The sequence below is a fragment of the Nocardia sp. NPDC049707 genome, from assembly GCF_040674855.1.
Classification (GTDB): domain Bacteria; phylum Actinomycetota; class Actinomycetes; order Mycobacteriales; family Mycobacteriaceae; genus Nocardia.
In genome coordinates, this window is record NZ_JBFANN010000037.1 from 35,193 (window position 1) to 61,139 (window position 25,947).

Below are 25,947 nucleotides of genomic sequence, written 5' to 3' on the forward strand. Positions count from 1 at the left end.
AAGGACGATCAGATCGCGAAGACGATAGAACGTGCGGGCGGGGCGGATCGTGAACTGGGCCGGATCGAGCCGGCTGGCCGTTCACGGATCGCTGGGCCCAATCTCTCGTCGGTACCGGGCGTGGATGAACTGCTGCGGGTCCCCACCTTAGACAACCGCTGGCTTCGTGAGCATCTGTCCGGATTGGAACAGCAGTACGGCCCCTATCGCCTGCGGCTCACCGACGCTGCCTACTTCGGCCCCACAGGTTCCGGGGGGCCTGCAGTCAGCGGCTTCAGGTTCAACGGTGCGATCATTGATGATGCCGGGAAGAGTGTCGGCAAACTCGAACGACACATCTACACAGAGCATGGCCGGACGGTCGTATTCAACGCTCATATGCGCTTGGAACCCGCGGCTCGCGGCAAGGGCTTTTCGAAAGCCTTCACTGCTGCGATAAACGACTACTACCGCCGCTCGGGCGTCGACCAGATAAAGATCTTCGCAGTTCAAGACGGCAGCGTCGCTTGGGCGCGAGCGGGTTTCGACTTCGACCGTGATTCGGATAAGCTGGCCCGGGCGGTGTCCAGCATCAAAGAACGAGCCGCCGCGATCCGTCCCGATTGTTCGCCAGCCGACCGAAAGCAACTCGACGAGATCATCAGACGGTTCAAGGGGGGTAAGTCGAACCCGACGGCCGGCGAACTCGTCGAATTGACCGGTGATGACCCCGAACTCGGCGTCAACCTGATGAAAGGTACGTCCTGGCACGGTGTTCAATGGCTGTCCGCCTAGGTGTTTTGAAATGGGTGAGCCGTGCGATCTCCGGACGAAAGGCTCAGTGGTGCCCCAGCCGCTGGCCTGGCATCGTGTGCGACTGCGCGAGCCCGGTTTCGTCGAGACCGGTGGGGGATGGCGATCCATCACCTATGCGGTGGTGGTCGCGATCCGGTGACGACCACGAGTCGCCCGCCGGCTATCCAGCCTCAGGCCGTTGTCGGCACGTAGGGGATATTCAGGGAGCTGTTGTCGTCCACTCGAATCGGGCGACCCAGTTGCGGGAAGGCGCGCTGCGCGCAATCGGTGCGCTCGCAGACCTTGCAGCCTGCGCCGATCGGCACCGCCGTGCGCGGGTCGTCGATGGGCAGCCCGTGTGAATAGACGAGCTTGTCCGCGTAGGCCAGGTCGCAACCGAGTCCGATGGCGAAATCTCGTTTGGGGGACAGGTATCCCGGTGTCTTCTCGTCGGTGGTGCGTGCCAGCCACAGGTAGTTGCGTCCGTCGGGCATCTGGGCGATCTGAGTGCGGATGCTACCCGGGGTGGCGAAGGCTTCGTGTACCACCCACAACGGGCAGCTACCGCCGACGCGGGAGAAGTGAAATGCGGTGGCGGACTGCCGTTTCGAGATGTTTCCGGCGCGGTCGGTGCGGACGAAGAAGAACGGAACGCCACGCTTGCCGGGTCGTTGCAGCGTGGACAGGCGGTGGCAGACGGTCTCGAATCCGACCTCGAACTTGGCGGCGAGCAATTCGATGTCGTACCGCAGGGTTTCGGCCGCGTTCCAGAACTGGGTGTAGGGCAGGATGAGCGCGCCCGCGAAGTAGTTGGCCAATCCGATGCGCAGCAGCCCGCGCGAATGCTCGGGCATGGTTTCGGCTTCGTCGATCAGGTCGGCGATGGTCTCGGCCTGGGTGAGAAAGGCCAGCTGCGTGGCCAATTGGAAGGCGCGCTGTCCGGCGGTGAGCCGTCGTGCCAGGGTAAGTACGCGTGCATCGGGGTCGTACACGCGTTTGGGGCCGGGGTGATCGGGGTCGTCGGTGCGGATCACCACCGCGATGCCGTGTCGCTCGCGCAGTAGTCCGGTCAATTGCAGGTCGAGTCCGCCGAGGCTCAAACCGTTGCAGGCGAACAACTCTTCGGCCGCGGTGTCGAGTTCGGGGATGTGGTTGCGCCGGTCGTAGAAGTAGTCGCGCACGTCCTCGAAGGGCATCGCGGCGGCGGATTCGCCTGCGCTGCTGTCGATTCCGGCCGAGACGCGTTCCATCTGTTCGGTGGCTCCGCGCAGGCGTCGATGCAGACCGACGAGCAGGCGTGCGGCCGCTGGCACGCGGGCCACCAGATCCTCCATATCGGCGGTGGTGATGTTGGTGCCTTCGGGGTCCTCGGCGCATACATCCTGGAGGTCGGCGATGAGCCGGGCGTCGGTGTCGGCGGCGAAGAATCCCACATCAAGGTCGAAGCTGGCATTGAGGCGCAGCAGCACTGGCACGGTCAGCGGGCGCTGATCGTGCTCGAGCTGGTTGATGTAGCTGACCGAGAGTCCGAGCGCCTTCGCCAGCGCCGACTGCGACAGCCCCCGCTGGTCTCGCAGTGCGCGCAGCCGGCCACCCGCGTACATCTTCTGCATACGGCGAATGTAGCAAAAACAACTTACACAACTTTCGCAAATTCACCGGTGCTGTTCCACAAAATTAGGCATTTGCGTGGGATTTCCACTGCCGACGCGGATGTGTAGCGTGCGAAATGTACCGGTGAAATCGACGTCTGGGAGGACCCCGACCGTGAAGAATCATCTCGTCCGCACCCACCGCTCCGCGGAGCACTTCCCGCGCGAGGAACACCTTGCCTGGCGGATTGCCGAGGTCGCCGCGGATGCCGTGGAGGTCGCCGCGGAGACCGAAGAGATGATCGTCAACCGGATCATCGACAACGCCGCGGTCGCCGCCGCTTCGCTCACTCGGCGGCCCGTCGCCAACGCCCGCGCCCAAGCGCTCGCGCACCCCTATCGGCCCGGTGCGACCGTGTTCGGCGTCGGCGGCTCGTACTCGCCGGAATGGACGGCCTGGGCCAACGGGGTCGCGGTGCGCGAACTCGACTTCCACGACACGTTCCTGGCCGCCGAGTACTCGCACCCCGGCGACAACATTCCACCCATCCTGGCGGTCGCCCAGCACGCCGGTCGCTCGGGCCGCGATCTGATCCGCGGTCTGGCAACGGGATACGAGATCCAGATCGACCTGGTCCGTGCGATCTGCTTGCACGAGTACAAGATCGACCACGTCGCCCACCTGGGTCCGTCGGCCGCCGCCGGTATCGGGACTCTGCTCGGCCTGGACACCGAGACCATCTACCAGGCCATCGGCCAAGCGCTGCACACCACCACCGCCACCCGCCAGTCCCGTAAGGGCGAGATTTCGAGCTGGAAGGCCTACGCACCCGCGTTCGCGGGGAAGATGGCCGTCGAGGCCGTGGACCGCGCCCTGCGCGGTGAGGGCGCGCCTTCGCCGATCTGGGAGGGTGAGGACGGTGTGATCGCCTGGCTGCTGGGTGGTCCGGACAAGGAATACGCGGTGCCGCTGCCCGGTCCGGGCGAACCCAAACGCGCCATCCTCGACTCCTACACCAAGGAGCATTCGGCCGAATACCAGAGCCAGGCGCCCATCGATCTGGCCCGCCGCATGCGCGAGCGCATCGGCGACCTGAACCAGATCGCGACCATCACGCTGTACACCAGCCACCACACCCATGTGGTGATCGGCACCGGCTCGAACGATCCGCAGAAGTTCGACCCCACGGCGTCGCGCGAAACCCTCGACCACTCGGTCATGTACATCTTCGCGGTCGCCCTCCAGGACGGCACCTGGCACCACGAGCGCTCCTACGCGCCCGAACGCGCGCAGCGGCCCGACACGATCGAATTGTGGAAGAAGATCTCCACCGCCGAGGACCCGGAGTGGACCCGCCGCTACCACTCCACCGATCCGAACGAGAAGGCGTTCGGGGCGCGTGCGGAGGTCACCTTGAAGAGCGGCGAGGTGATCGTCGACGAGCTGGCGATCGCGGACGCACATCCCTTGGGGGCACGACCGTTCGCGCGTGAGCAGTACATCGCCAAGTTCCGCACCCTCGCCGAAGACGTAATCGACCCCGCCGAGCAGGACCGGTTCCTCGAAGCGGTCCAGCGCGCGGGCGAACTGTCCGCTGGTGAGCTGTCGGAACTCACCTTCACCGTCTCCGCGGACGTGCTCGCCCGCGCGCCCCAATCGCCGAAGGGACTGTTCTGATGACCGGACTGCTGGCCGCGTCCACCTCCGCCGCCGACAAGCGGGCCGCTTTCCGCGCGGACCTGTCCTCCGATCGCATTCAGCGCCTGCCCGGCGCCTTCAACCCGTTGGTGGCCAAGCTGATTCAAGAGATCGGCTTCGAGGGCGTCTACGTCTCCGGTGCCGTGCTCTCGGCCGATCTCGGACTGCCCGATATCGGGCTCACCACCCTGACCGAGGTTGCCGGACGTGGGCAGCAGATCGCGCGCGTCACCGATCTGCCGGTGCTGATCGATGCCGATACCGGTTTCGGTGAACCCATGAGCGCCGCACGTACCGTCACGATCCTGGAGGACGCCGGAATCGCCGCGCTGCACCTGGAGGATCAGGTCAATCCGAAACGCTGCGGGCACCTCGACGGCAAAGCCGTTGTGCCGATCGAGGATATGGTGCGCAGGCTGCGCGCGGCGGTTTCGGCGCGGCGCGATCCGAACTTCGTGATCTGCGCGCGCACCGACGCCGCCGGAATCGAGGGCATCGACGCGGCGATCGAACGGGCGAAGGCCTACGCGGACGCCGGTGCGGACCTGATCTTCACCGAGGCCCTGCGCACCGTCGCGGATTTCGAGAAGTTCCGCGCGGCGGTCTCGACCCCACTGTTGGCGAATATGACCGAATTCGGCAAGTCCGAACTCGTCCCCGCCTCGGCACTGGAGAAAATCGGCTACAACGCGGTCATCTACCCGGTGACCACACTGCGGCTGGCAATGTTCGCCGCTGAGCTCGGTTTGCGCGAAATCTACTCTGTGGGAACGCAATCCGATCTATTGGATCGCATGCAGCAGCGCAGCCGCCTCTACGAGCTGCTGCAGTACGAGCGCTACAACGAATTCGATTCCGATATCTTCAATTTCACTCTGGGAAGGAACCAGTGATGACGGAGACCGCGATACCGACCATTTACAAGGGTCTGGCCGGCATCGTCGTCGACACCACCGCGATTTCGAAGGTGGTGCCGGAAACGAACTCACTGACCTACCGCGGCTACGCGGTGCAGGACCTGGCCGCGCACTGCAGCTTCGAGGAGGTCGCCTACCTGCTGTGGTACGGCGAGCTGCCCAACAACGCCCAGCTGGCGCAGTTCTGCCAGCAGGAGCGCACGGCCCGTCGCATCGACCGTTCGCTGCTATCGCTGGTGACCAAACTGCCCGAGAACTGCCACCCGATGGACGTGGTGCGCACCGCGATCAGCTACCTCGGCGCCGAAGACCCGCTCGAGGACGACAACTCCCCGAAGGCCAACCGCGCCAAGGCGCTTCGCATGATGGCGGTGCTGCCGACCATCGTGGCCGCCGATCACCGCCGCCGCCACGGCTTGGACCCGATTGCGCCGCACTCGCATATGGGCTTCGCCGAGAACTTCCTGAACATGTGCTTCGGCAGGGTGCCCGCGCCGAAGCTGGTCAAGGCGTTCGAGGTTTCGCTGATCCTGTACGCCGAGCACAGTTTCAACGCCTCCACCTTCGCCGCCCGGGTGGTCACCTCCACGCTGTCGGATATCTACAGTGCGGTCACCGCCGCCATCGGCGCGTTGAAAGGCCCGCTGCACGGTGGGGCGAACGAGGCGGTCATGCACGACATGATCGAGATCAACGATCCCGCGCTGGCCGAGCAGTGGATGCGGAACAAGCTGGCGCACAAGCAGAAGGTCATGGGCTTCGGCCACCGGGTCTACAAGAACGGCGACTCCCGGGTGCCGACCATGAAGCAGGCCTTCCTCGACATCGCTGGCGCGACCGACGGTCAGAAATGGGTGCGCATGTACGAGATTCTCGAGCGCACCATGAACGAGGCGACCGGTATACAACCCAACCTCGATTTCCCCACCGGCCCGGCCTATTACCTGCTCGGTTTCGATATCGAGGTGTTCACGCCGATCTTCGTGATGAGCCGCATCACCGGCTGGACCGCCCACATCATCGAACAGGGCGAATCCAATGCGCTGATCCGGCCGCTGAGCGAATACGTCGGCGTGCCACAACGTTCCGTCGTCGCTTGACAGCCCCCGGCACGACGTTTCCCCCTGACCGGCTCGTGAGGTTTCAGGTCCAGGCCAGCCGGGATCGGTGTGCCCAGTAGGCATCAGAGGGCTCGGTCAGCTCGGTGAGCCGTTCCAGCTGTGCGGGGTTGAGGTGCACATGGGTGGCTGCGAGGTTGCTGGTGAGCTGATCGACGGTAGCCGCTCCGGAGAGCACGATGTCCGCCCAGGGCTGCGCGATGACAGCGGCGAGGGCGACGGCGTCGCAGGAGGTGCCCGTCTGTCGGGCGATCTCGTGTAATGCATTCATTTGCGGTGTTGCGAGGTGGGAGGCGGTAAGGCGGCCGTTGGCCAGGGCTTCCTTGATGATGACCGCGCGGCCAGCGGCGTGCGCCTCTGCGAGGGCGCTGCATGCGGAACGTTCCAATAGGTTGTATGTGGTTTGTACGCAGCCGAACAGTGGTTTTCCACCCACGGTGACCGTTAGCGCCGCGCGAATGGTGTCGGCTTGGTGGGGGCCGCTGGTGGACAGGCCGACTGTGACTCCCTCCGTCGACAGCTGCGCCAGTTGCTCGTGCAGGGCAGTGTCGCTGAGTGCGGGACTGTCCGGGGTGACGGAGTGGACCTGGTAGAGGCTGAGCCGGTCGCCAAGCCGCGCACGGGTCTCGGCGACTTGACGGCGATATGCGGAGACGCTGTGGTCCTTGACTTCGTGCACATCCGCTTCGGTGCGCCAGTCCGCGGTGTAGGTGTAACCCCACTTGCTGCCGATCACCAGGTCCTTGATCTCAGAGCGGGTATCTAGCCATTCAGCGAGAAAGCTCTCGGCCCGTCCGTAGGACCGTGCGGTGTCGATGTAACGTACGCCGTGGCTGTAGGCAGTGTCCATCAACTCGAAGGCCCGCTCCTCGAGGGCCTCGGGGGAGCGCACCTCGGGCAAGTCAGACCGGCGGCCCAGGGTGATGTAGCCGGGGCGCCCGACGGCAGCGAGCCCCAGGCCGATACGTTGATGTGATGCGGCCCTGAGCAGCAGAGTCATGGGAACCTCCTTGTCGGTGTGCGGGGCTCAGGCGCTCATGCCGCTCCACACACGGTCCTTGTGTACACGTCCTGCTGTGGCAACCAACGAATTGCCGGATAGTTGCCTAAGACGTTCGGAGATCCACCAATGGCTTTCGGCCTGACTTCGCTCGACATGGGTATCAAGCGCTCCGTCTGCGTGCAGCCGCTGCATCGCCGGTCGGGATCTCGGGTGTGATGGTCAGGGGGGAATCGGCGGGATGGCTGTGATCGACGAGGTGCCAGACCTGTTCCACGGTGGCCTGGGTGAGTGCTGTGGTGGCAAGTGCGGCGCAGGTGGCGTGGTCGAGGCGGCGGATATAGGCGCGGGTCTGGTCGAGTGCGGCGGGAGCGACAGAGAGGATGTCACAGTCCAGACCGATCAAGAGCGGGATGACCTGTGGGTGTGCGGCGGCGTCTCCGCACACCGACACCTGGCGCTGGTGGCGGTGCGCGGCGTCGATGACGTCGGCGATGGCGCGCAAGACCGCGGGGTGGGCGGCCATGGCCGGGGTGGCGGCGGGGTCTCGGCGGTCGAGGCCGAGGATTTGGCAGGTCAGGTCGTTGCTGCCGATGGACAGGAATGCAGCGGCCGCGGCAATGTCGTCGATCGCGGCGACCGCCTCGGGTAACTCGATCATGGCCCCGAGCGGGGGTGGCGTGATGCCCTTTTCGGCGGCGGCCCGGTCCAGCAGTGTTCGGCAGGTTCGAAACTCATCCACGGTGGCCACCATGGGGATCATGATGCGCAGGTCGGCCGTGGTGCCGGTGGTGAGGAGAGCGCGGAACTGCTCGATGAACGCGGTCGGTTGGGCGAGCATCAACGGCAGGCCGCGGCCGAGTCTCCCGTCCACCCGGCCAGCGGCGAGAAATGGTGGGAGCTTGTCATCCGCGTAGTCCAAGGTCCGCACCGTGACCGGCAGGTGGTTGAGCCGCCGGAAGATCGGCGTCAGCGCGGCAGTGTGCTGGAGATAGCTCGGCCACGCGGTCGAGTCCAGGAACGGCAGTTCGGTGCGTAGCAGCCCGATGCCGTCGGCGTGGGCTTCCACTGCGGTGCGAGCGTCGGTCGGGGTGGCGATGTTGGCTCGCAGAATGATGCGGCGGCCGTCGAGCGTTTCGCACGGCAGGTCACGGTCGGTCAGCAACGCCGCTCGCCGGGCGCGGGCGGTGTCCATCGCGTCGAGCGCGACCCGCCGTTGGTCCGGTGCGGGATCGATGGTGAGCACACCAGTGCCATGCTCGCCGTCGATGAGGACTTCGGCGCCGTCCGGGCAGTTCAGTGCGGCATCGTCGATACCGAGCAGCAGCGGGATACCGAGGGAGCGGGCGACGATCGCGGCATGGGAGTTGGGTCCGCCGATGACCGACGCGGCCGCGACCACCGGGGCGTCTGGTTCGAGGAGATCGCCCGCACCGATTTCATGGGCGAGCAGGACCAGCGGACCGTCCGGGCGGGTGTCGGTGTCGGTGTCGGTGTATAGCCAGGCCAGAGCGCGGCGTCCGATCTGCCGCACGTCGGTGGCACGTTCGGCCAGCACCGGGTCGTCCAGTTCCGCCAGCACTCTGGCGTAGGTATCGACGGCCTTGTTGATCGCAAAGGTGACCGGATAGCCCTTGCGTGTGAGTTCGATTGCTGTGCCGCGCAAATCGTTGTCGTCGGCGATGTAGCTCGTGGTCTCCATAATGTCTGCTTGCTCGCGTTGACCGCGTGTCCGCAGGGATTCCGCGAGTTGGCGCAGGTTCCGGGCGACGGCGTCGAAGGCGTCGGTGATCTGCTGGACCGGATTGCCGGTGCTGCGGTGCGGCAGCGTCGTGGTGTAGTCCCGGTCGGTTCGGTGGGCGAAGCCGAGCGCGGTGCCCGCCGAGGCGAGGTGCCCGCTGAACACGTTCCCGCTCATGCTGCGGCCGCGGTGGTTGCGAGTGCCCGGAAGATCAGCGCGGTGGATGTTGCGCCGGGGTCCTGGTGGCCGATGCTGCGGGCGCCGAGATACGATGCGCGGCCTTTGCGGGCCGGTAGCTCGGTCGTGGCTCGCATGCCCTGCTCTGCGGCGGCGGCCGCGGCCGCCGCCGCGTCGGCCAGATCCTTGCCGACCGACAGTGCGGTTTCCCAAGCGGCGATCGCGGGAGCGTAAGCGTCCACGATGGTCTTGTCGCCGGGCACAGCCGCGCCCAGTCGTTGAATGGCGGCCAAGCCGTCGGTCAGGGCGGCGAGGACCTGCTTGCTGTCCACTTCGGGTGCGTCCAGGGTTTTGGCCATGGCGCGGAACGCGCTGCCGTACAACGGGCCGGCGGCGCCACCGACGCTGGATATCAGCGTGTTGCCGGTTTTCAGCAGGATCTCACCCACCGTGGTCGACTGGAGGTCGGCCAGCGTGGCCAGCACAGCGGTGAAGCCTCGGCGCATGTTCGTGCCGTGGTCGGCGTCGCCGATAGCCGAATCGAGCTGGGTCAGTTGGTCGGTGTGTTCCTCGATGGTCGCGGCAATAGCCTGTATCCAACCTCGGGTGGCGGCGATGTCCACCGGATTCTCCTTATGTTGGGCGTGGTGATGGGGAGTGCCGAGTGGATCGGACGTGTCCGTGCCGCCCTCATTGCGGTACATGCGCGCCCGGCTTCGGCAGGGGTCGATTTACATTCCCCAGCGCAGCGCGGGGGTATGAACTGGCGCGTTCCAGAGCTGGAGTATCTGTTCGTCGGCTCGGCAGATGGTGATGGACGCACCGGCCATGTCCAGGCTGGTGACGTAATTGCCGACCAACGAGTGGGCGATCGCGATGCCTTTGCCGGACAACGCATTCGCCACCTCGCCGAACAGAACGTACAGCTCGATCAGTGGAGTGGCGCCGAGCCCGTTGACCATCACGATGGTCTCGTCGGCCGGTGCGAGGGGTTGGTCGGACAGGATCGCGTCCAGCGCGGTGGACACGATCTCGGCAGCGGAACGCAGCTTCTCGCGGCTGCGTCCCGGTTCGCCGTGGATGCCCACGCCCACTTCCATCTCGTCGTCGGGGAGATGGAAACCGGGTACTCCGGATGCCGGGGTCGTGCACGCGGTCAGCGCGACGGCGAACGATCGGGAGGCCGCGTTGACCCGCCGCCCCATCTCGGCGACCTCGGCCACACTCGCGCCGTTTTCGGCCAGCGCACCGGCGATCTTCTCAACGAAAACGGTTGCGCCGGTGCCGCGCCGGCCCGCCGTATAGGTGGAGTCCTGCACGGCAACGTCGTCGTCGACCAGGACAGTTTCCACCAAGATGCCCTCGTCGGCGGCCAACTCGGCTGCCATCTGGAAGTTCATCACGTCGCCGGTGTAGTTCTTCACCACATGCACCACACCGACACCGCGGTCGACAGCTTTGGTGGCGGCCAGGATCTGATCGGGTACCGGTGATGTGAACACCTGGCCCGGGCAGGCCGCGTCGAGCATGCCGAACCCGACGAAACCGCTGTGTAGGGGCTCATGTCCCGAGCCGCCGCCGGAAATCAGTCCCACCTTGGGGCGCTGTGGCTCGGCTGCCCTGGTGACGATCTTCCGGTCCAGGTCGACCGTCAGCCCGGGGTGTGCCGCGGCCATCCCTGTCAGGGCGTCGGACAGAAACGAGTCGGGTGTGTTGAGGAACTTCTTCACGGCACGATCCCCTCAGTGGTAATCGGGTTGGCCAGCGCGTTGGTCGCGGCTACCCGGTGGCGCGCGGTCAGTCCCGCATAGGCCAGGCCAGCGGCAAGAGCACCGATCATCTCGGCGATGAGGTAGACGGGCAGTTGAGCCCAGTGCACGGGGCCACCGTATGCCTGCCCGATCAGCATGGGGCCGACCACGCGGGCCGGGTTGATGGCCGAGGCGGTTGTCGGGCCGACCACGATGATGATGGCGAAGACGGCGAAACCGATGGCCAGGCCGGCGAAACCGGCGGGAGCCCTCGTGTCGATGGCCCCGAACACCACGAACGCCAGCAGGAAGGTGCCGACGAGTTCGGCGAAGAACGCCTGGCCGGTACCAACCGGCGGGCTGTAGGCGGCTATGCCCAACCCGAGGTCGACGGCTTTTCCGCCGAGGACGCCGACGATGGCCAGCGCGCCGATGGTGGCCCCGGTGAGCTGTGCAGCGATATAGCCGGGAACTTGCCGCCACGGCATCTTCCCGGTCGCGGCTAGTGCCACGGTGATTGCCGGGTTGATGTGGCACCCGGAAATGTGGCCTATTGCGTAGATCATCATCACCACGGCCATGGCGAATGCGAAGGCGATCACGCCCAACTCGGCCATTGTGAACGGTGCGGTGCCGCCGATGAGCTTCGTGGCGGGCACCGAGCCGACGCCGATGAACACCAGCGCGGCGGTGCCGAGAACCTCGGCGAGAATTTTCTGGGGGTAGGTGTAATCGTCCATGATGTGCCCGGTGCCGTAATCGGCCTTCCGGGCGTCTCACCTCCTCCGTCCTACGAACGGAACTCAGGTTGCTGACGGCTCGAAATCGAGTCATATCTAATGAATGACGTTCAGCATTGCTGAACTGAGTTCCGTAAATGTAAGCGGAGTCACATCGGACTGTCAAGCGCCTTTCGGTCAGGCGCCGCGCCGAACACCCGCCCGCGGGGCGCCGAGGTCGCGCGACAGATTGCGGGCGGTCTCCCGCACCATCACGGCGTGCGCCTCGCGGACCGGCTCCGCCAGCAATCGCTCCACCGGGCCGACGATGGCGATCGAGCCGACGACCTCGCCCGAACGGTCGAACACCGGCGCAGCGATCCCGGCGTCGCCGATCGCGGCTTCCTGGTCCTCCATGGCGTAACCGACTCGTTTGACCCGATCGAGCTGTTCGGACAAGCGCCGGCGGTCGGTGAGGCTGGCACCGGTCAATACCGGCAGGTCCGCGGCGAGCAGCCGCTCGCGCTGATGTTGTGGCGCGAACGCGACGATCGCCTTGCCCAGCGCGCATGTGCTCCACGGAATGCTCGCGCCCACTTCCAGGATCTGCACGGCGCCTTCCGGCCGGAACGCGTGGTGCACGACGAGGACGTGATCGCCGTCGAGTACGGCCACCCACACCGCCTCGCGGGTCCGGCTGGCCAATGAATCGGCCCAGGTCAGCGAGCGTGCCCGCAGCTCGTGGGTATCCAGGTAGGCGTTGCCCAACCGAAGTAGGTCCGGCCCGAGCCGGTATTTGCCCGTCTCGGCGTCCTGCGTGACCAGACCTTCGCCCTCGAGGGTGCGCAGCAATGCGTGCACTGTCGGCTTGGTCAGCCCCGTGCGCTCGGCCAGTTCGGTGACCCCGAGCCGCGGGCCGCCGGCGGCCAGCTCTCGCAAGATCCGCGCTGCCCGCTGCACCGATTGAACCATCATCATCCGAACCTTTCGGTATTGCTGAATCGTGTTCAGACATTTAGCATAGCTGTTCATGACCAAGTCAGTAGGGATCGTGCTTGTATCCCACAGCGTCGACCTGGCCGCCGGGCTGAAGGCCATGCTTGCACAGATCGGCTCGGACACCGTGCCGGTCGTCGCGGCGGGCGGCACATCCGAGGGTGAGGTCGGCACCAGCTACGAGCTGGTGGCGAAGGCGATCGACCAAGCCGATCACGGCAACGGGGTGATCGTCCTGCCGGACCTGGGCAGCTCCGTGCTGACCGCCCGCACCGTTCTGGGGGACCATCCCCGCGCCGACATCGCCGTGATCGACGCTCCCTTTGTCGAGGGAGCGGTCGCCGCCGTCGTCACCGCGGCGAGCGGAGGCGACCTCGACGCCGTCATCGCCGCAGCACAGGAAGCCCGCCATGTTCCCAAATTCTGAGACCACGCCGACAGCCTCCGCCACAATGCGCGCGGAAGCCACCGTCACCCTGCCCGCCAACCTGCACGCCCGGCCCGCTGGTCGGCTCGTCCGTTCCGCGGCCCAGTTCGCCAGCGTCATCACCCTCGAATACGCCGGGAGATCCATCGAACTCGCCGGCATCCTCGCCGTGCTCGCCCTGGGTGCCACTGTCGGCAGTACCGTCACCATTACTGCCAACGGCCCCGACGCCGATAGCGCCGTGCGATCGTTGGCCGACGTGCTCGCCACCGCCGAGTAATCCACGACAGGGCCGGGCCGCGAACCGCTGCACATCGGATTCGTTGGCATGCGGATGCTGGAACCGGCCGTACCCGGCGGTGTTCGCGAGCCTCACCGCGCACCAGAAACCATTGCGGTGACCGGTGATACATTCACGGACGAGGCCCGGGAATCCTGAAGCTGGCCCCAACCCCAAGGTAGAACTGCCGGCAGCTGACGGGGTGTGAGTCAGTCCGGGGCTACCGCCTGGTCTGTGGTGCGGTCGTGGTCGCGGAGCATGCGCAAGACGGTGGCCGGGGAGGGATGTTGGCCTTTCTTCTTGCCTTTGGCGATGACGAGGCGGGTGGCGATGTCACGGAGGCTAAGTCCTTGGGCGCGTAGGTGCAGGGCGTGGGAGAGCATGTCGTCGCCGACAACGGTGGCGCCGCCGATGGTTTTGCCGCGTTTGCGGGCGAATTCGTGGCCTTCGAGTGTGCGGTCGCGGATGTATTCGCGTTCCATCCCGGATAGTGCCGCGAGCACGGTGAACACGATCCCGGTTGGGTCGTGTTGTCCTTGCAGTTCGCCGGTGAGGAATTCCAGGCCGATGCCCGATGCCTTGAGCTGTTCGGCCAATGCCGCCAGTTCGATGCCGCGGCCGAGCCGTTTGTGCTCGTGTACCACCACGGTGACCGCGATCCCGGCCACGCGCATCTCCTGGGCGAGAGCGACCGCGGCGTCGAGTTCGGGGCGGTGCGTGGCTCGGGTGGAGATCTTCTCGGAGAAGACGCGGGTGATACCGGCGTTGCGGAGGGAGTCGAGCTGGGTATCCAGCGACTGGCGGCTTGTGGATGCGCGGGCGTAGCCGATGCGGACACCCCCGGTCGGGGACGGGTCGGCTGCTGCGGGGTGGGGCAGTTCGAGCCAGGTCGAGCCTGGCTTGCGGATTGCTGGGGTCGCAACGTTGACTGACTTGGCCAGGGAAGGCACGAGCCGGAACCGGGCGGTGTGGTACTGGCTGGCTACCTTGCCCCGGCCGGTCCGGCATGGTGACCCGGCCGGGGCATTGCATGATGACATCGGGCAGCCGTTGGCCTCTACGCTCAGGAACTCGTCGGCACTCACACGTCGTAGTGTTTCATGGGAGTGTTTCAATGGTCCACTCTTATGGAACGACCTATGAAACGCGTGATGCCCTGGACGGCGCCTCCAGGTGACGCTGTTTCATAGGTGACCGCCTATGAAACATCCCCGCCCCATCCTCGTCTTGGGTGAGGTAAGTAAGGATCGTGTCAGGAGCGGAAGTGCGCCACGAGCTGGCGATCGGTGCACCGAGTTCGACCAACTGTCACGCCTGAAGCATTGTCACGGGAGTTGGCTCAGGATGGTTGGGTCGGTGATTTTTGTGTCGTTGGCCAGAAGCAGGGCTTTGCTGAGGATCACCGACAGCATCCGGTCACCGTCGAACGGCAGGAACGAGTCCGGTTCGGTTGTTCGTGCCGAGGGGACGATGCACAGATAGCGGTTGTTGGGGTCGATCAGGACGTTTCCTGAGCCCAGGTGGATCCGATACGAATGCTTGGTACCTCTCACGTGCAGGAATCTGTCTTCCACCGTGCATTGGTGGCCGATGGCCAGTCGGGGCAGCAGCCTGGTCAGCAGATCACGTCTGGTTTGTGCAGTCTGGTTCAGGTCGCCGAAACTGTAGTCGGTCCAGTAGTTGGCGAACCTGCCGTTCGGACCACCGTCGTACCATGTCGGATCGTTGCCGATGCTAGCCACACCGACGAACAGGTCCACGTCGCGCAGTACTTCGCTCAGGACCAGTTCGGGCACGTCCGACAGTGGCAGTGGCTCGGCCGACCCATGGAAGCCGCCATGGAATGCACTGTTGGCAAGGTTCTGTGGTGCGTCGATCGGGTAGAACCGCACCTGGTCGGTGTGCAGGCGTAGGTAGCTGCCGGACTCCGTTCTGTCGACGTCCCCGATGTCGCCGCGGTCGCCCTCCACCCAGTATTCAGCGCGCACACCCCATTGCGGCAGTTCCCGGGTCGGTGGAGGCACGGAGGTGTCGGCATCCAGCAAGAGTTGGTTGCGCCATCCCCGGACAGCGGCCAACGCGTGGAACTGGTGTTGGCGCAGGATGTGCGCTGCGAAGCGGTTCGAGTAGGTGCCGGTGTGGCGTTCTGCGTCGGTGAGTGGGTAGACCTCGCGATGGGCTTGTTTGAACGGCTGCCGAATATTCTTGCGTTCCAACCAGTCTCGCCATGCGAGGATCTCCTCCGTCGAGCGACCGAGCGGGTGCCACAGCTCCACGACGTCACCACCCACCGGGTTGTCCGCCACGTCGCGCAGCGTGCCGTCCGAGTAGCCGCAGGCGACCCCGTCGACTGTCCACAACAAACGGCGGGCGATCGTGCCCACCAAGTGGTGGTCGATGTAATACTCCCGCCACGAGAGGTAATCCCAGGTGCGGCGCTCCAGGAACTGGCGATCCAGCCGTTCGACTTGGGCGGTCAGCATCTTGCCGATGTCCTTGACCGTCGCCTGAAGTTCTTTCAATTCCTCGGCATGGTCGCGTTTCACCGAGGCCGGGACGCTTTTCACCGGTTTACTCGTGAACCAGCACAGCACCGCCTTGGTGCCGTCCACGGTCACCGTCGCCGACGCGTCGCCGAAGGCGAATTCCGCCGTGCCTACCGACGTCAGGCCGTAGGTGGGCACGGCCATCTCCTCGATCTGTGTGCGGGTCAGCCCGAGTGCGTGTGCCTTGGTCTCCAGCGCGGCGTTGATCAGCTTCAACGTGCCCTTGTAAGTCACCGTGGCAGCCAAGCGGGCCAGCTCAGCCAGCGCAGCCTCGCCGATCACCTGACTCAGCGCGTGAACACCGGCGTTGGCTATCTTCGGGCTACGTGGTCCCAGGCCCTTGATTTTGCGCAGTGACGTTTCCACCAGGCCGCCCAGGATGCGGGCGGTCGTCGATTGCGGAGGCCGATACGTCAGCAGCCACAGCAGCCCGCGCACCGCGTTCGCGTTGAACGGGTCGTACTCGTCGTTGAGGCCGGGATCTTCGGCGAGACGATGCCGCAGCGGCAATGTCCTGGGTCGGCCCACCAGTTCCAACAACGACAGCACCTTCTCGTCGAAGGAATCCACAGTCGCCAGCAGCGCTCGACCGGTCTTTTCCCACTGGGCGTTCGGTCTTCCCATCGTGGCGGTCGCGGCAAAGGCCAATAGGTCGTTCCAACTCGGAGACATGCACGCCAACTCCAGTGCTCGGTCCGCCCATTGCTCACCCACATTGACCACTGGTTCGGGGCATTGCCGGGCGACCTGTGCAACACGAGAGTCCTGGTACCTCTCGCAGGCTCCGCGGCGGTACACCGCGACGACCTCAGGGCTCAAGATACGTCCTGACGCCAGTTCCGCCAGGGCCAGAGACGAGTCGATCGCGAAAAGGCTCAACCTGCCGTGGTGGTTCGACAGGGTTTCCAGCACTGCTCGCCGTTCTTCGACCAGGATCGGCAAGGTAGGTGCGATGGTCGACGCCAAGAGCAGCAGAGAGTGCTGCTCGCGCTCCGAAGCGGTAGGGAACGCAACCGCGCAAGCGCGAGCAAGCCGTTCGACCGTCTCGGTCGGCAGTTCACGCACCTTGGCGAACAGGGCATGCCATAAGGCATAGTCAGACGCCATATGGGAGGACTCGGCGATCTGGTGTACCCGCACAATCTCGGCGCACAACCTGCCCATATCGTCCGCAGCGATGGCATCGAGGACCGCTGTCTTGTACTTGGAAGGGACGATGCTGCCCTGCAGATACTTGATCCCGTGTCGGATGTGCTCGGAAGCGGCCGGGGCCGCGGTGGCGCAGACGCGAGCCAACCGCTCGGAGGTCTCGTCCGGCAAGACGCGTGCCATGTCCGATACCGCACCCCACACGTACTTGTCGGTCTTCGTCTGATACGCCTGCAGATACGCGTCGAAGAAGGCGTCCATATCGTCTGCGGCGATGGCGTCCCGCGCCGCGGTCTCGTACTCGGACCTCGACATTTCAGCCACCCACCAATGCGACGAGCTTCAGGAATGTGATTTCCACACCCAGTGGCAGCGCGACCACCTCGTCCAACTCCTCGATCTGTCGATCGCCGACCAGGACCACGAAACCGTTGCGCCCGAAAGCCTGCAACGCCGCCTCACACTGACGTTCCGGATCGACACGACCAGTCGTGCGGAACCCGCCGCGCACCGCCTGGGCATCTGCCGGCCGTACCAGACCACGAAAGACACCACGAGACGCGCCGGCATTGTGCTCGGCGACCTCCTGGAATACCCGCCGCCGGATGATCTCCCGCAGTGGCAGCCGCTCCTCGGTCACCTCGAACATCCAGCCGTCGTCGCGACCCCCGGATGCCGTTTCGTCGAAGACCTTCACACTCACCATGACGACAGGGTAGGCACGACCCCTGACAGAACTCGAGAACAGTTTCCACCAGTGGCCTGCTCCAAGAATTCGTCGCTGCCACGGTGTCGGCCTCGGTCGAGGTCGAACGCGCGCCACGGCTCGATCGAGTCGACCAGTGTGAACAGCGATTTGCGGTGCGAGCGGTAGAACCGCTCCAACAACGGCAGATAGTTGTTGTCGTGATGCGCCGCCACCGCCTCGTGCGCCGTGCTCAGCCGCTCGACCCCGCCACCGGCGTCGAGCACCTGCAGCATCAACTGCCCGGCCCGCTCGAAAACACCAGCGCCCGAGGCGACCGGCACGCCGTCGCCGTCATCTGGCACATCGGCGGGGCCGACGACCTCACGAGCGGCACCGAGCACGTCACCGAACACCCCGAGGAGCCGTTCGGACTCGGCGCGATGCTGTTCACGCAGCTCGTCGAGGCGTTCGCGGCCGCGCTTGTGGATCGCGGAGATGCGTTTGCAGAACATGTCGCACACCTCGTCGCGGGCCTCGGTCCGCAACACGTGAATCATGCTCACCAGCAATGTCAGCCGCTTGTCCTCGCTGTACTTGCGCAGATCAGCCACATCGGTCACCCGAGCCTCACCGGCGAAATGCCCGACCTTGCCCAGCGGCACCCCCTCCAACCACACCTCGGTCGCGCCGAGGGAGTCCAGGGCGGCCAGATGGTCCAGACGCTGCCGGAACTTGCCCAGCGACGCCGCCTTCGCCGGAGTCTTCAACCGATCGAACTCGCTGCGCCGCGCCACCGGATCCACCAGCAGCAGCCGCGCCATCCGGGCCCGGTCCGTGATCGGGATCCGGTTCGCCACCGTCGCGAAAAAGCCGGAGTTCACCTCCGCGCGGATGCTGGTTGTCATCGAGTCCAGGGTGGTGTACCCGGGCAGTTCGCACGACTGCCGGACAAGCTCCTCCAACGCGACGTTAATCAGGTCCGCCGGATTGTCCTTCGTCAGCGCCGCCGCCCGAATAGCCTTCTCTGCCACCGCCCGCACCCTCGCCGGCTCGTACACCACCCCCAGCCGAGTACGGACGAACTCGCGGTGCCGCCACAACGTCCGCTCCGACTCGTGGCCGGCCACAACTGAATCCGCGACACCGAGCATGCTGCGCACGTAGGAAACCACGGCATCAGGCACATCGGCCAGCTTCGGGAAATACCCCAACCGCTGATTGCACTTCAGCAGTACCACCAACGCCAGCAAGTGACCATCCGACGTGGTCTTCGACCGTGCCCACCCGGTCTCGTCTTCGGACGGAGTGAACGACCCGTGCCGAAACCAAACGCTTGAACCGCGGATACGCGGTGCGATCGATCGAAGCCACGAACCCACCCGGAACAAGAACATCAGCAGAAGACCCGAACCTCAACCGGCACCACCCGCCACACCGACACCGGGTCTCCCACCGGCCACTATGGCCTCAACGGCAGGTTTCTGCCGTATTCCGGTCGACCCTCCGCTACGCAGGAAACGGTGTGGGAGACAACATCTCACCATCATTGCAATGGTCGGGCATCCCGGCCGACGCGGTCGAACTGATCCCCGGTTATCGAAGATCCGGACGTCCTGATGCCGCGCCCGATCGTTCAAGAGCTGGTCACCGGCATCGACCTTCATGCGACGGGCATTCCCGAAGATATGCTCGGGATCCGCAGCGACTTCCACTGCCGGGGTACTCCGATGACGATCGGCTCCGGTGCGTTCAAGCGCCGCGGCTACGCCGGGCCACGACCGATCCGCGGCCATGGCCCACTCGAGTTACCGCGGTGCGGGCACGCGATGTCGAATCAATGCGTGCGTGGTTGCGCGGCGTCGCGATGTGGACGTTCGAGTGTGTTCCGCGCGCGTTCCAGCACCTGTCGCGGTTCGAAGTGGTCGGCCTGCCACGAGTCGGTGCCGATGCCCACCTTGCCGCGCCAGGCCCGCACGATCTTGGTGTGCACTGGCCATCGCACGAATCGGCGCATGTCCTCTTCCGATTCCCACACCGTGATGGATCCGCCGCGCCGCGCGGTGGGCCTGCCCCACAGCCACAGGCCCACCGCACCCTGCATGACCGGCCAGGTGTTCCCCAGCTCGTACCCGATCTCGTAGATGCTGTGGACTTCCTCGTCGGACCGGGCCAGGAAGTCGGTCACGCTGACGAATACACGCCCGGAAACATCCTGGCGCGGACCGGGTTTCCACGGCATGAGCACGATGCCCTCCGCGAACGGCTGTTCAGGAATCTCAATAGTACGCACGTGCATATCGTATGCACGCGCGTACTATTATGGGAAGAGTGTGATTCGAACTCAGCTGATCCGCGCAGAAGAATGGGATCCTGGCAGCGGCCGATCCGTATGCGGGATGCCGGTTCGGCCGGCCTAGGCGGGGTGACGAGTCCGATTCGGTGACCGGTCCCAGTCCTCAGACGTTCATTGGTTCGGGATGAGGGTGTATTTCGTGGAGAGAAATTCGTGGATGCCCTCGAAGCCGCCTTCACGACCGACGCCCGACTGTTTGACACCGCCGAATGGCGCTGCGGCGTTGGAGACGATGCCGGAGTTGAGGCCCATCATGCCCGTTTCGAGTTGGTCGATCATGCGGTGGCCGCGGGCGAGATCGCGGGTGTAGACATAGGAGACCAGGCCGTATTCGGTGTTGTTCGCGAGGTGGACCGCCTCTTCCTCGGTGGAGAACGTGGCGATCGCGAGGACCGGGCCGAAGATCTCCTCCCGGAGAATGTCGCTGCCGTCGGCGACCTCGGTGAGGACCGTCGGCTGATAGAAGCTGCCGGGGCCGTCGACCTTCGCGCCACCGGTCAGGACCACCGCGCCGCGCGCCGTCGCATCCGCCACGAGTTCGGCGGCCTTGTCCACCGCGTCGTCGTCGATGAGGGGGCCGATCGTCACGCCTTCCTCCGTGCCGCGGCCGATCTTCATCTCCTCGACCCGCTCGGTGATCCGTTTCGCGAACTCGTCGGCGACATCCTCGTGCACGATGAACCGGTTCGCGGCCGTGCACGCCTGGCCGATGTTGCGGAATTTCGCCGTGAGCGCTCCCTCGACGGCCTTGTCGAGATCGGCGTCCTCGAACACCACGAAGGGCGCGTTGCCGCCGAGCTCCATCGACACACGCAACACGTTGTCGGCGGCCTGGGCGATCAACTGGCGGCCGACCTCGGTGGACCCGGTGAACGACAGCTTCCGCAGCCGGGGATCGGCGATGATCGGTGCCGAGACACGGCGCGACGACGCGGAGGTGACGACGTTGACGACACCGGCGGGCAGGCCTGCCTGCACGAGCAATTGGGTGAAGAACAGCGTGGTCAGCGGCGTCAGCTGCGGGGGCTTGATCACCACCGTGCACCCGGCGGCCAGCGCGGGGGCGATCTTGCGGGTCGCCATGGCGAACGGGAAGTTCCACGGCGTGATGAAGAACGACGGTCCCACCGGCCGCTGGGAGACGATCATCTGTCCCGTGCCTTCGGGATTGAGCCCGTATCTGCCGTGGATGCGCACGGCCTCCTCGCTGAACCAGCGCAGGAACTCGCCGCCGTAGGCGACTTCGCCGCGCGCCTCGGCGATGGGCTTGCCCATCTCCACTGTCATCAGCAGGGCGAGGTCGTCACGGTGCTGTTGCACGAGTTCCCAAGCGGCACGCAGGATGTCGCTGCGGGTGCGGGGCGCTGTGGCCGCCCACGAATCCTGTGCGGCGACGGCGGCGTCCAGCGCGCGGATCGCGTCATCGGCGGTGGCGTCGGCCACCTCGCGCACGACCCGGCCGGTAGCGGGGTCGCGTACCGGGAAGGTGCCGCCGCCGGCGGCCTCGATCCACTCGCCCCCGATGAACAACTGGTGGGGGGCGGAGGAAAGCAGTATGGTCTCGCGTTCGGTCACGACGTCACTCCTGAGGCGATTGTCTCGGACACGGCTTGCGGTACGCCACTGCGCGCGGACGCTGCCGTCCGCGGATCGCGCACCGTGCGGGTCCTTTCAGTACGAGGCACGGGGAACCCGATCCGTGCTCGCGATGTAGGTCTCGGCCAGCTTCTCGGAGGCGCGTGCGAGCAGCGCCACGTCGGCTCCGACGAGGATGAAGCGGGCTCCCGCTTCGGCATAGTCGCGTGCGGCGACCGGATCGAAAGCGTTGACCCCGATGGGTTTTCCGACCGCGGCGATGCCGGCGAAGGCCCGCTTCACCGCGGCGACGACATCCGGATGCGTCTGCTGCCCGATCAGGCCCATCGAGGCGGCCAGGTCGCTCGGGCCGACGAAAACACCGTCGACGCCGGGGGTTTCGGCGATCGCACGGGCGTTCGCCACGCCCTCGACGGTCTCGATCTGCACGAACACGGAGAGGTGAGCGGAGTCGTTCTGCAGGTATCCGTCGACGCGGTTCCATCGCGCCGATCGCGCGAGCGCGCTGCCCACGCCGCGTACCCCCACGGGCGGGTACCGGGTCATCGCGGCGACTGCTTTCGCCTCCTCAGGGGTCGAGATCATCGGCACGAGGATGTTCTGCGCGCCGAGGTCGAGCACCTGCTTGACGATCACCGTGTCGCCCGCCGGGACGCGCACGACCGGCGTCGACGCATAGCCGGAGACGGCGTAGAGCTGTGCGAGCGTCGACTCCAGGCCGTTGGGCGCATGCTCCATGTCGATGAGCAGCCAGTCGAGACCCGCGCCAGCCATGATCTCCGCGGCGACCGGCGAACCCGAGCAGATCCATCCGCCATAGAGCGTCCGGTCGGAGCGGGTCAGCTGGTCCCGGAACGTCGGATTCAGACGAAGCGACATGAGACCGTTCCCAACGAGCCGTAGTCGGCGAGCACGGTATCGCCGCGTTCGACCCACATCGGGCGGGTGAAGGAGCCGGCAAGGACGATCTCTCCCGCCTCCAGCCGGTCACCGTGCTGGGTCAGCTTGTTCGCCAGCCATGCCACACCGGTGGCAGGGTGGTTCAGCACCGCCGCAGCGACACCCGACTCCTCGATCGTCTCGTTGCGGTACAGCAGTGCCGATACCCAGCGCAGGTCGACGGTCCCCGCCGGCGGCACTGGGTTGCCGCCGTACACCAGACCGCCGAACGCCGCGTTATCGCTGATGGTGTCGACGATCGTGCGGCCGGTCAGCTCGATTCGCGACGACAGGATCTCCAGTGCCGGGACGACGTACTCAGTGGCGCGCAGCACGTCGAAGACGGTGACATCGGGGCCGGCCAGCGGCGCGGCGAGCACGAACGCGAGCTCGACCTCGATGCGGACGTTGGAGAATTGTCCATGGTCGATGACTGCGCCGTTGTCGAAGACCGCGTCGGCGAAGATTGCACCGTAGTCGGGTTCGGTGATGCCGGTCGCCGCCTGCATCACCTTGCTCGTCAGCCCGATCTTGCGACCCACCGGCCGGCGCCCGGCGGCGATGCCGCGGCGGCGCCACTCGTTCTGCACGGCATAGGAATCCTCGATCGTCATGCCCGGGTGCCGGGCGGTCAGCAGCGGCACCGTGGTGCGATCGCGTTCCGCGTCGGCGAGTTCGTCCGCGATCGCGATGATGATGTCGGCATCCAGCGCCATCCGATGTCCTTTCCTGATTGGGAGGTTTCTCGCGCGCTAGAGCTGGTTGCCCAGCTTGTACTCGCCCTTCTTCCAGTCGGGCAGGTCGTCGTGGCCGCGTTCGCGAGTGTAGGAGAAGCCGTCGGCGCCGATGGTGACCTCGAGTTCGCTCGACTCGACGCGCGGTAGCACCGGCTGGGGGTTGCCGTCGAGGTCGAGCACGAGCGAGGCCTCGGTGTACCACGACGGCACCACGGGAGTGCCCCACCAGTCGCGTCGCTGGTTGTCGTGCACGTCCCAGGTCACCACCGGGTTGTCCGGGTCACCCGTGTAGTAGTCCTGAGTGTAGATCTCGATGCGGTGGCCGTCCGGATCACGCAGGTACAGGTAGAAAGCGTTCGAGACGCCGTGGCGGCCGGGGCCGCGCTCGATGCGGTCGGACAGGCGAAGGGCGCCGAGCTTGTCGCAGATCGCCAGGATGTTGTGCTTCTCGTGCGTGGCGAACGCGACGTGGTGCAGGCGCGGGCCGTCGCCGCCGGTGGCCGCGGTGTCGTGCACGGTCGGCTTGCGGCGCATCCACGCGGCGTAGGTGGTGCCGGCCTCGTCCTGGATGTCCTCGGTGACGCGGAAGCCGAGGTCCTGGTAATGCTTGACGGCGCGCGGCACGTCCGGGGTGACCTGGTTGAAGTGGTCGAGCCGGACCAGCGCGCCGGGGGTGTAGAGGTCATAGCGCCAGGCGAGCCGTTCGACGTGCTCGGTGTCGTGGAAGAACTCGTACGGGAAGCCGAGCGGGTCGACGACCCGGACGGAATCGCCGATGCCTTTGGTGAAGCCCTCCTTGCGCCGCTCCACCCGGCAGCCGATCTCCGTGTAGAAGGCCTCGGCACGATCGAGGTCCTCCGGAGTGCGCACCCGGTAGGACAGCGCGGCGAGCGCCGCGACCGGGCCGCGGCGGATCACCAGATTGTGATGGATGAACTCCTCGAGCGTGCGCAGGTAGATCGCGTTCTCGTCTTCCTCGGTGACGACCAGGCCGAGCACGTCCACGTAGAACTCGCGGGAGGCGGCCAGATCGGTCACGACGAGTTCGGCGTAGGCGACGCGGAGGATGTCCGGCGGGGGCGAGGACGGGGTCGGTACCGGATCGGCTGCCGCGATGGGCGCTTCCTGGGTGACGAAGAAGCCGGAGGAGGTGGGAATACGTTCGGTCATGTTTATTGCCTTGCTGCGCTGAGGGATCGGGGGAGGGGCGCTCACTTGCCGAAGGTCGGGTTGTGCACCTTGCCGAGGGTGATGTGCACCGCCTGCTGGTCGGTGTAGAAGTCGATGGAGCGGTAACCGCCTTCGTGACCGAGGCCCGAAGCCTTCACGCCGCCGAACGGGGTGCGCAGGTCGCGCACGTTGTTCGAGTTGAGCCACACCATGCCCGCCTCGACCGCCTGCGAGAAGTTGTGCGCGCGCTGGAGGTCGTTGGTCCAGATGTAGGCCGCCAGACCATATTTCACGCCATTGGCGAGTTCGAGCGCCTCGTTCTCGGTGTCGAACGGGGTGATCGCCACGACCGGGCCGAAGATCTCCTCCTGGAAAATCCGCGCGTCCGGCTTCACGTCGGCGAAAACGGTCGGTCGCACGAAGTTGCCGGTCGGGAATTCGGCGGGGCGATCGCCACCGGCCACCAGGCGCGCCTCACCCTTGCCGATCTCGACGTAGCTCATGACCTTTTCGTAGTGCTCGGGGTGCACGAGCGCGCCGACCTCGGTGTCCGGGTCGTGCGGGTAGCCGACCCGCACGCGTTCGGCCTGAGCGGCGTAGCGTTCGACGAATTCGTCGTACACCTCGCGCTGTACGAGGATGCGGCTGCCCGCGGTGCAGCGCTCGCCGTTGAGGGAGAAGACGCCGAAGATGGTCGCGTCGATCGCGGCGTCGAGGTCGGCGTCGGCGAAGACGACGGCCGGGGACTTGCCGCCGAGTTCCATCGACAGGCCCTTCAGGTACGGCGCGGCGTTGCCGAAGATGATCTGGCCGGTGCGGCTCTCACCCGTGAACGAGATGAGCGGGACGTCGGGGTGCTTCACCAGCGCGTCGCCCGCGTCCTCGCCCATCCCGTTGACGAGGTTGAACACCCCACGGGGCAGCCCGGCCTCCTCGAAGATGCCCGCCCACAGCGAGGCCGACAGCGGCGTGAATTCCGCGGGCTTGAGCACCACGGTGTTGCCGGTGGCCAACGCGGGAGCGAGCTTCCAGCTCTCCAGCATGAACGGCGTGTTCCAAGGCGTGATCAGACCCGCGACGCCGATCGGCTTGCGGTTGACGTAGTTGATCTGGCGGCCGGGCACCTTGTAGGTGTCGTCGGCCTGGGCGACGATCAGGTCGGCGAAGAACCGGAAATTCTCCGCGGCGCGGCGCGCCTGGCCCAACGCCTGGGTGATCGGCAGACCCGAGTCGAAGCTCTCCAGCTCGGCGAGGCGGGCGTCGCGCGACTCGACGATGTCGGCGATGCGGTGCAGCACCCGCGAACGTTCGCGGGGAAGCATTGTGGGCCACGGGCCTTCGGTGAATGCCGTGCGCGCCGCGCGCACGGCGCGGTCGATGTCGGCCTTCTTGCCCGCGGCGGCGCGCACGTACGTCTCGTTCGTGACCGGATCGAGCACCTCGAAGGTGTCGTCGTCGACGGAGTCGACGAACTGTCCATCGATGTAATGCTGGATGCGCTCGGGCAGGTCAGCGGGGATGTGGCGGCTGCGCGGTGCGCTGTCGGCCATGGTTCCTCCTCCTTGAGGTCGGGAAGGG

At 65.9% G+C, this 25,947-nt stretch carries 23 protein-coding genes; 6 read left to right on the plus strand and 17 right to left on the minus strand.

The annotated features are described in order from the left end of the window. The first annotated feature begins 120 nt into the window (after positions 1 to 120). A complete protein-coding gene (locus AB0J29_RS27230; RefSeq protein ID WP_364792144.1) occupies positions 121 to 774 on the plus strand; it encodes a hypothetical protein in 654 nt (217 codons plus the stop codon). 191 nt (positions 775 to 965) lie between these two features. On the opposite strand, the gene AB0J29_RS27235 is transcribed toward AB0J29_RS27230, so the two are convergent. Further along, positions 966 to 2,387, minus strand: coding sequence for a short-chain fatty acyl-CoA regulator family protein (locus AB0J29_RS27235; RefSeq protein WP_364792147.1), 1,422 nt, complete (start codon positions 2,385 to 2,387; stop codon positions 966 to 968). A gap of 154 nt (positions 2,388 to 2,541) precedes the next feature. On the opposite strand from AB0J29_RS27235, the gene prpD reads away from it, so the two are divergent. Genes prpD through AB0J29_RS27250 form a run of 3 tightly spaced genes read left to right on the plus strand, consistent with a single transcriptional unit; the run spans position 2,542 to position 6,082 of the window. Beyond that, positions 2,542 to 4,044: a 2-methylcitrate dehydratase PrpD gene (gene prpD / locus AB0J29_RS27240; protein WP_364792150.1), complete on the plus strand. Its 1,503-nt coding sequence runs from the start codon at positions 2,542 to 2,544 to the stop codon at positions 4,042 to 4,044. After that, the gene (gene prpB / locus AB0J29_RS27245) at positions 4,044 to 4,958 is read left to right on the plus strand and encodes a methylisocitrate lyase (protein ID WP_364792153.1); all 915 of its coding nucleotides are present in this window, start codon (positions 4,044 to 4,046) and stop codon (positions 4,956 to 4,958) included. The genes prpD and prpB overlap by 1 nt, the downstream gene beginning before the upstream one ends. Further along, a complete protein-coding gene (locus AB0J29_RS27250) occupies positions 4,958 to 6,082 on the plus strand; it encodes a bifunctional 2-methylcitrate synthase/citrate synthase (RefSeq protein WP_364792156.1) in 1,125 nt (374 codons plus the stop codon). Before prpB ends, AB0J29_RS27250 begins: the two co-directional genes overlap by 1 nt. A gap of 43 nt (positions 6,083 to 6,125) precedes the next feature. Here AB0J29_RS27250 and AB0J29_RS27255 read toward each other — a convergent pair whose 3' ends face one another. The 6 genes from AB0J29_RS27255 to AB0J29_RS27280 all read right to left on the minus strand — a co-directional run bounded on the left by AB0J29_RS27255 (position 6,126) and on the right by AB0J29_RS27280 (position 12,466). Further along, the gene (locus AB0J29_RS27255) at positions 6,126 to 7,100 is read right to left on the minus strand and encodes an aldo/keto reductase (RefSeq protein ID WP_364792159.1); all 975 of its coding nucleotides are present in this window, start codon (positions 7,098 to 7,100) and stop codon (positions 6,126 to 6,128) included. Positions 7,101 to 7,263: 163 nt separating this feature from the next. After that, positions 7,264 to 9,018: a putative PEP-binding protein gene (locus tag AB0J29_RS27260; protein ID WP_364792162.1), complete on the minus strand. Its 1,755-nt coding sequence runs from the start codon at positions 9,016 to 9,018 to the stop codon at positions 7,264 to 7,266. After that, a complete protein-coding gene (gene dhaL, locus AB0J29_RS27265; RefSeq protein WP_364792165.1) occupies positions 9,015 to 9,722 on the minus strand; it encodes a dihydroxyacetone kinase subunit DhaL in 708 nt (235 codons plus the stop codon). The genes AB0J29_RS27260 and dhaL overlap by 4 nt, the downstream gene beginning before the upstream one ends. A 27-nt stretch (positions 9,723 to 9,749) precedes the next feature. Then, positions 9,750 to 10,748 carry a dihydroxyacetone kinase subunit DhaK gene (gene dhaK, locus AB0J29_RS27270; RefSeq protein WP_364792168.1) on the minus strand — a complete coding sequence of 333 codons (999 nt, stop codon included), beginning with the start codon at positions 10,746 to 10,748 and terminating at the stop codon, positions 9,750 to 9,752. Then, on the minus strand, positions 10,745 to 11,509 hold the full coding sequence (locus AB0J29_RS27275; RefSeq protein WP_364792171.1) for an aquaporin: 765 nt from the start codon (positions 11,507 to 11,509) through the stop codon (positions 10,745 to 10,747). The genes dhaK and AB0J29_RS27275 overlap by 4 nt, the downstream gene beginning before the upstream one ends. Before the next feature lie 177 nt (positions 11,510 to 11,686). Next, positions 11,687 to 12,466, minus strand: a complete 780-nt coding sequence (locus tag AB0J29_RS27280) for an IclR family transcriptional regulator (RefSeq protein WP_364792174.1) — start codon at positions 12,464 to 12,466, stop codon at positions 11,687 to 11,689. A 52-nt stretch (positions 12,467 to 12,518) separates the two neighbouring features. On the opposite strand from AB0J29_RS27280, the gene dhaM reads away from it, so the two are divergent. Beyond that, entirely contained in the window at positions 12,519 to 12,911 is a 393-nt protein-coding gene (dhaM, locus tag AB0J29_RS27285) for a dihydroxyacetone kinase phosphoryl donor subunit DhaM (RefSeq protein ID WP_364792177.1), read from the plus strand. 25 nt (positions 12,912 to 12,936) lie between these two features. After that, a complete protein-coding gene (locus AB0J29_RS27290) occupies positions 12,937 to 13,191 on the plus strand; it encodes an HPr family phosphocarrier protein (protein ID WP_364792180.1) in 255 nt (84 codons plus the stop codon). A gap of 209 nt (positions 13,192 to 13,400) precedes the next feature. On the opposite strand, the gene AB0J29_RS27295 is transcribed toward AB0J29_RS27290, so the two are convergent. From AB0J29_RS27295 to hpaE, 10 genes are all read right to left on the minus strand, one after another. Then, positions 13,401 to 14,276 carry a recombinase family protein gene (locus AB0J29_RS27295; protein ID WP_364792183.1) on the minus strand — a complete coding sequence of 292 codons (876 nt, stop codon included), beginning with the start codon at positions 14,274 to 14,276 and terminating at the stop codon, positions 13,401 to 13,403. A 240-nt stretch (positions 14,277 to 14,516) separates the two neighbouring features. Further along, positions 14,517 to 17,201 carry a DUF4132 domain-containing protein gene (locus tag AB0J29_RS27300; RefSeq protein ID WP_364792186.1) on the minus strand — a complete coding sequence of 895 codons (2,685 nt, stop codon included), beginning with the start codon at positions 17,199 to 17,201 and terminating at the stop codon, positions 14,517 to 14,519. Between the two features lies 1 nt (position 17,202). Beyond that, on the minus strand, positions 17,203 to 17,592 hold the full coding sequence (locus AB0J29_RS27305; protein WP_364792189.1) for a hypothetical protein: 390 nt from the start codon (positions 17,590 to 17,592) through the stop codon (positions 17,203 to 17,205). Continuing rightward, positions 17,586 to 18,968: a DUF4158 domain-containing protein gene (locus tag AB0J29_RS27310; protein WP_364792192.1), complete on the minus strand. Its 1,383-nt coding sequence runs from the start codon at positions 18,966 to 18,968 to the stop codon at positions 17,586 to 17,588. Before AB0J29_RS27310 ends, AB0J29_RS27305 begins: the two co-directional genes overlap by 7 nt. A gap of 440 nt (positions 18,969 to 19,408) precedes the next feature. Next, entirely contained in the window at positions 19,409 to 19,864 is a 456-nt protein-coding gene (locus tag AB0J29_RS27315) for a hypothetical protein (protein WP_364792195.1), read from the minus strand. 174 nt (positions 19,865 to 20,038) lie between these two features. Continuing rightward, positions 20,039 to 21,502 (minus strand): NAD-dependent succinate-semialdehyde dehydrogenase, encoded by a 1,464-nt coding sequence (locus AB0J29_RS27320; protein ID WP_364792198.1) that lies wholly within the window; start codon positions 21,500 to 21,502, stop codon positions 20,039 to 20,041. Between the two features lie 96 nt (positions 21,503 to 21,598). Next, on the minus strand, positions 21,599 to 22,402 hold the full coding sequence (locus tag AB0J29_RS27325) for an HpcH/HpaI aldolase/citrate lyase family protein (RefSeq protein WP_364792201.1): 804 nt from the start codon (positions 22,400 to 22,402) through the stop codon (positions 21,599 to 21,601). After that, the gene (locus AB0J29_RS27330) at positions 22,387 to 23,178 is read right to left on the minus strand and encodes a fumarylacetoacetate hydrolase family protein (protein WP_364792204.1); all 792 of its coding nucleotides are present in this window, start codon (positions 23,176 to 23,178) and stop codon (positions 22,387 to 22,389) included. The genes AB0J29_RS27325 and AB0J29_RS27330 overlap by 16 nt, the downstream gene beginning before the upstream one ends. A gap of 36 nt (positions 23,179 to 23,214) precedes the next feature. Continuing rightward, entirely contained in the window at positions 23,215 to 24,369 is a 1,155-nt protein-coding gene (gene hpaD / locus AB0J29_RS27335; RefSeq protein WP_364792208.1) for a 3,4-dihydroxyphenylacetate 2,3-dioxygenase, read from the minus strand. Positions 24,370 to 24,410: 41 nt separating this feature from the next. Continuing rightward, positions 24,411 to 25,919 carry a 5-carboxymethyl-2-hydroxymuconate semialdehyde dehydrogenase gene (hpaE, locus tag AB0J29_RS27340; protein WP_364792211.1) on the minus strand — a complete coding sequence of 503 codons (1,509 nt, stop codon included), beginning with the start codon at positions 25,917 to 25,919 and terminating at the stop codon, positions 24,411 to 24,413. Positions 25,920 to 25,947 lie beyond the last annotated feature (28 nt).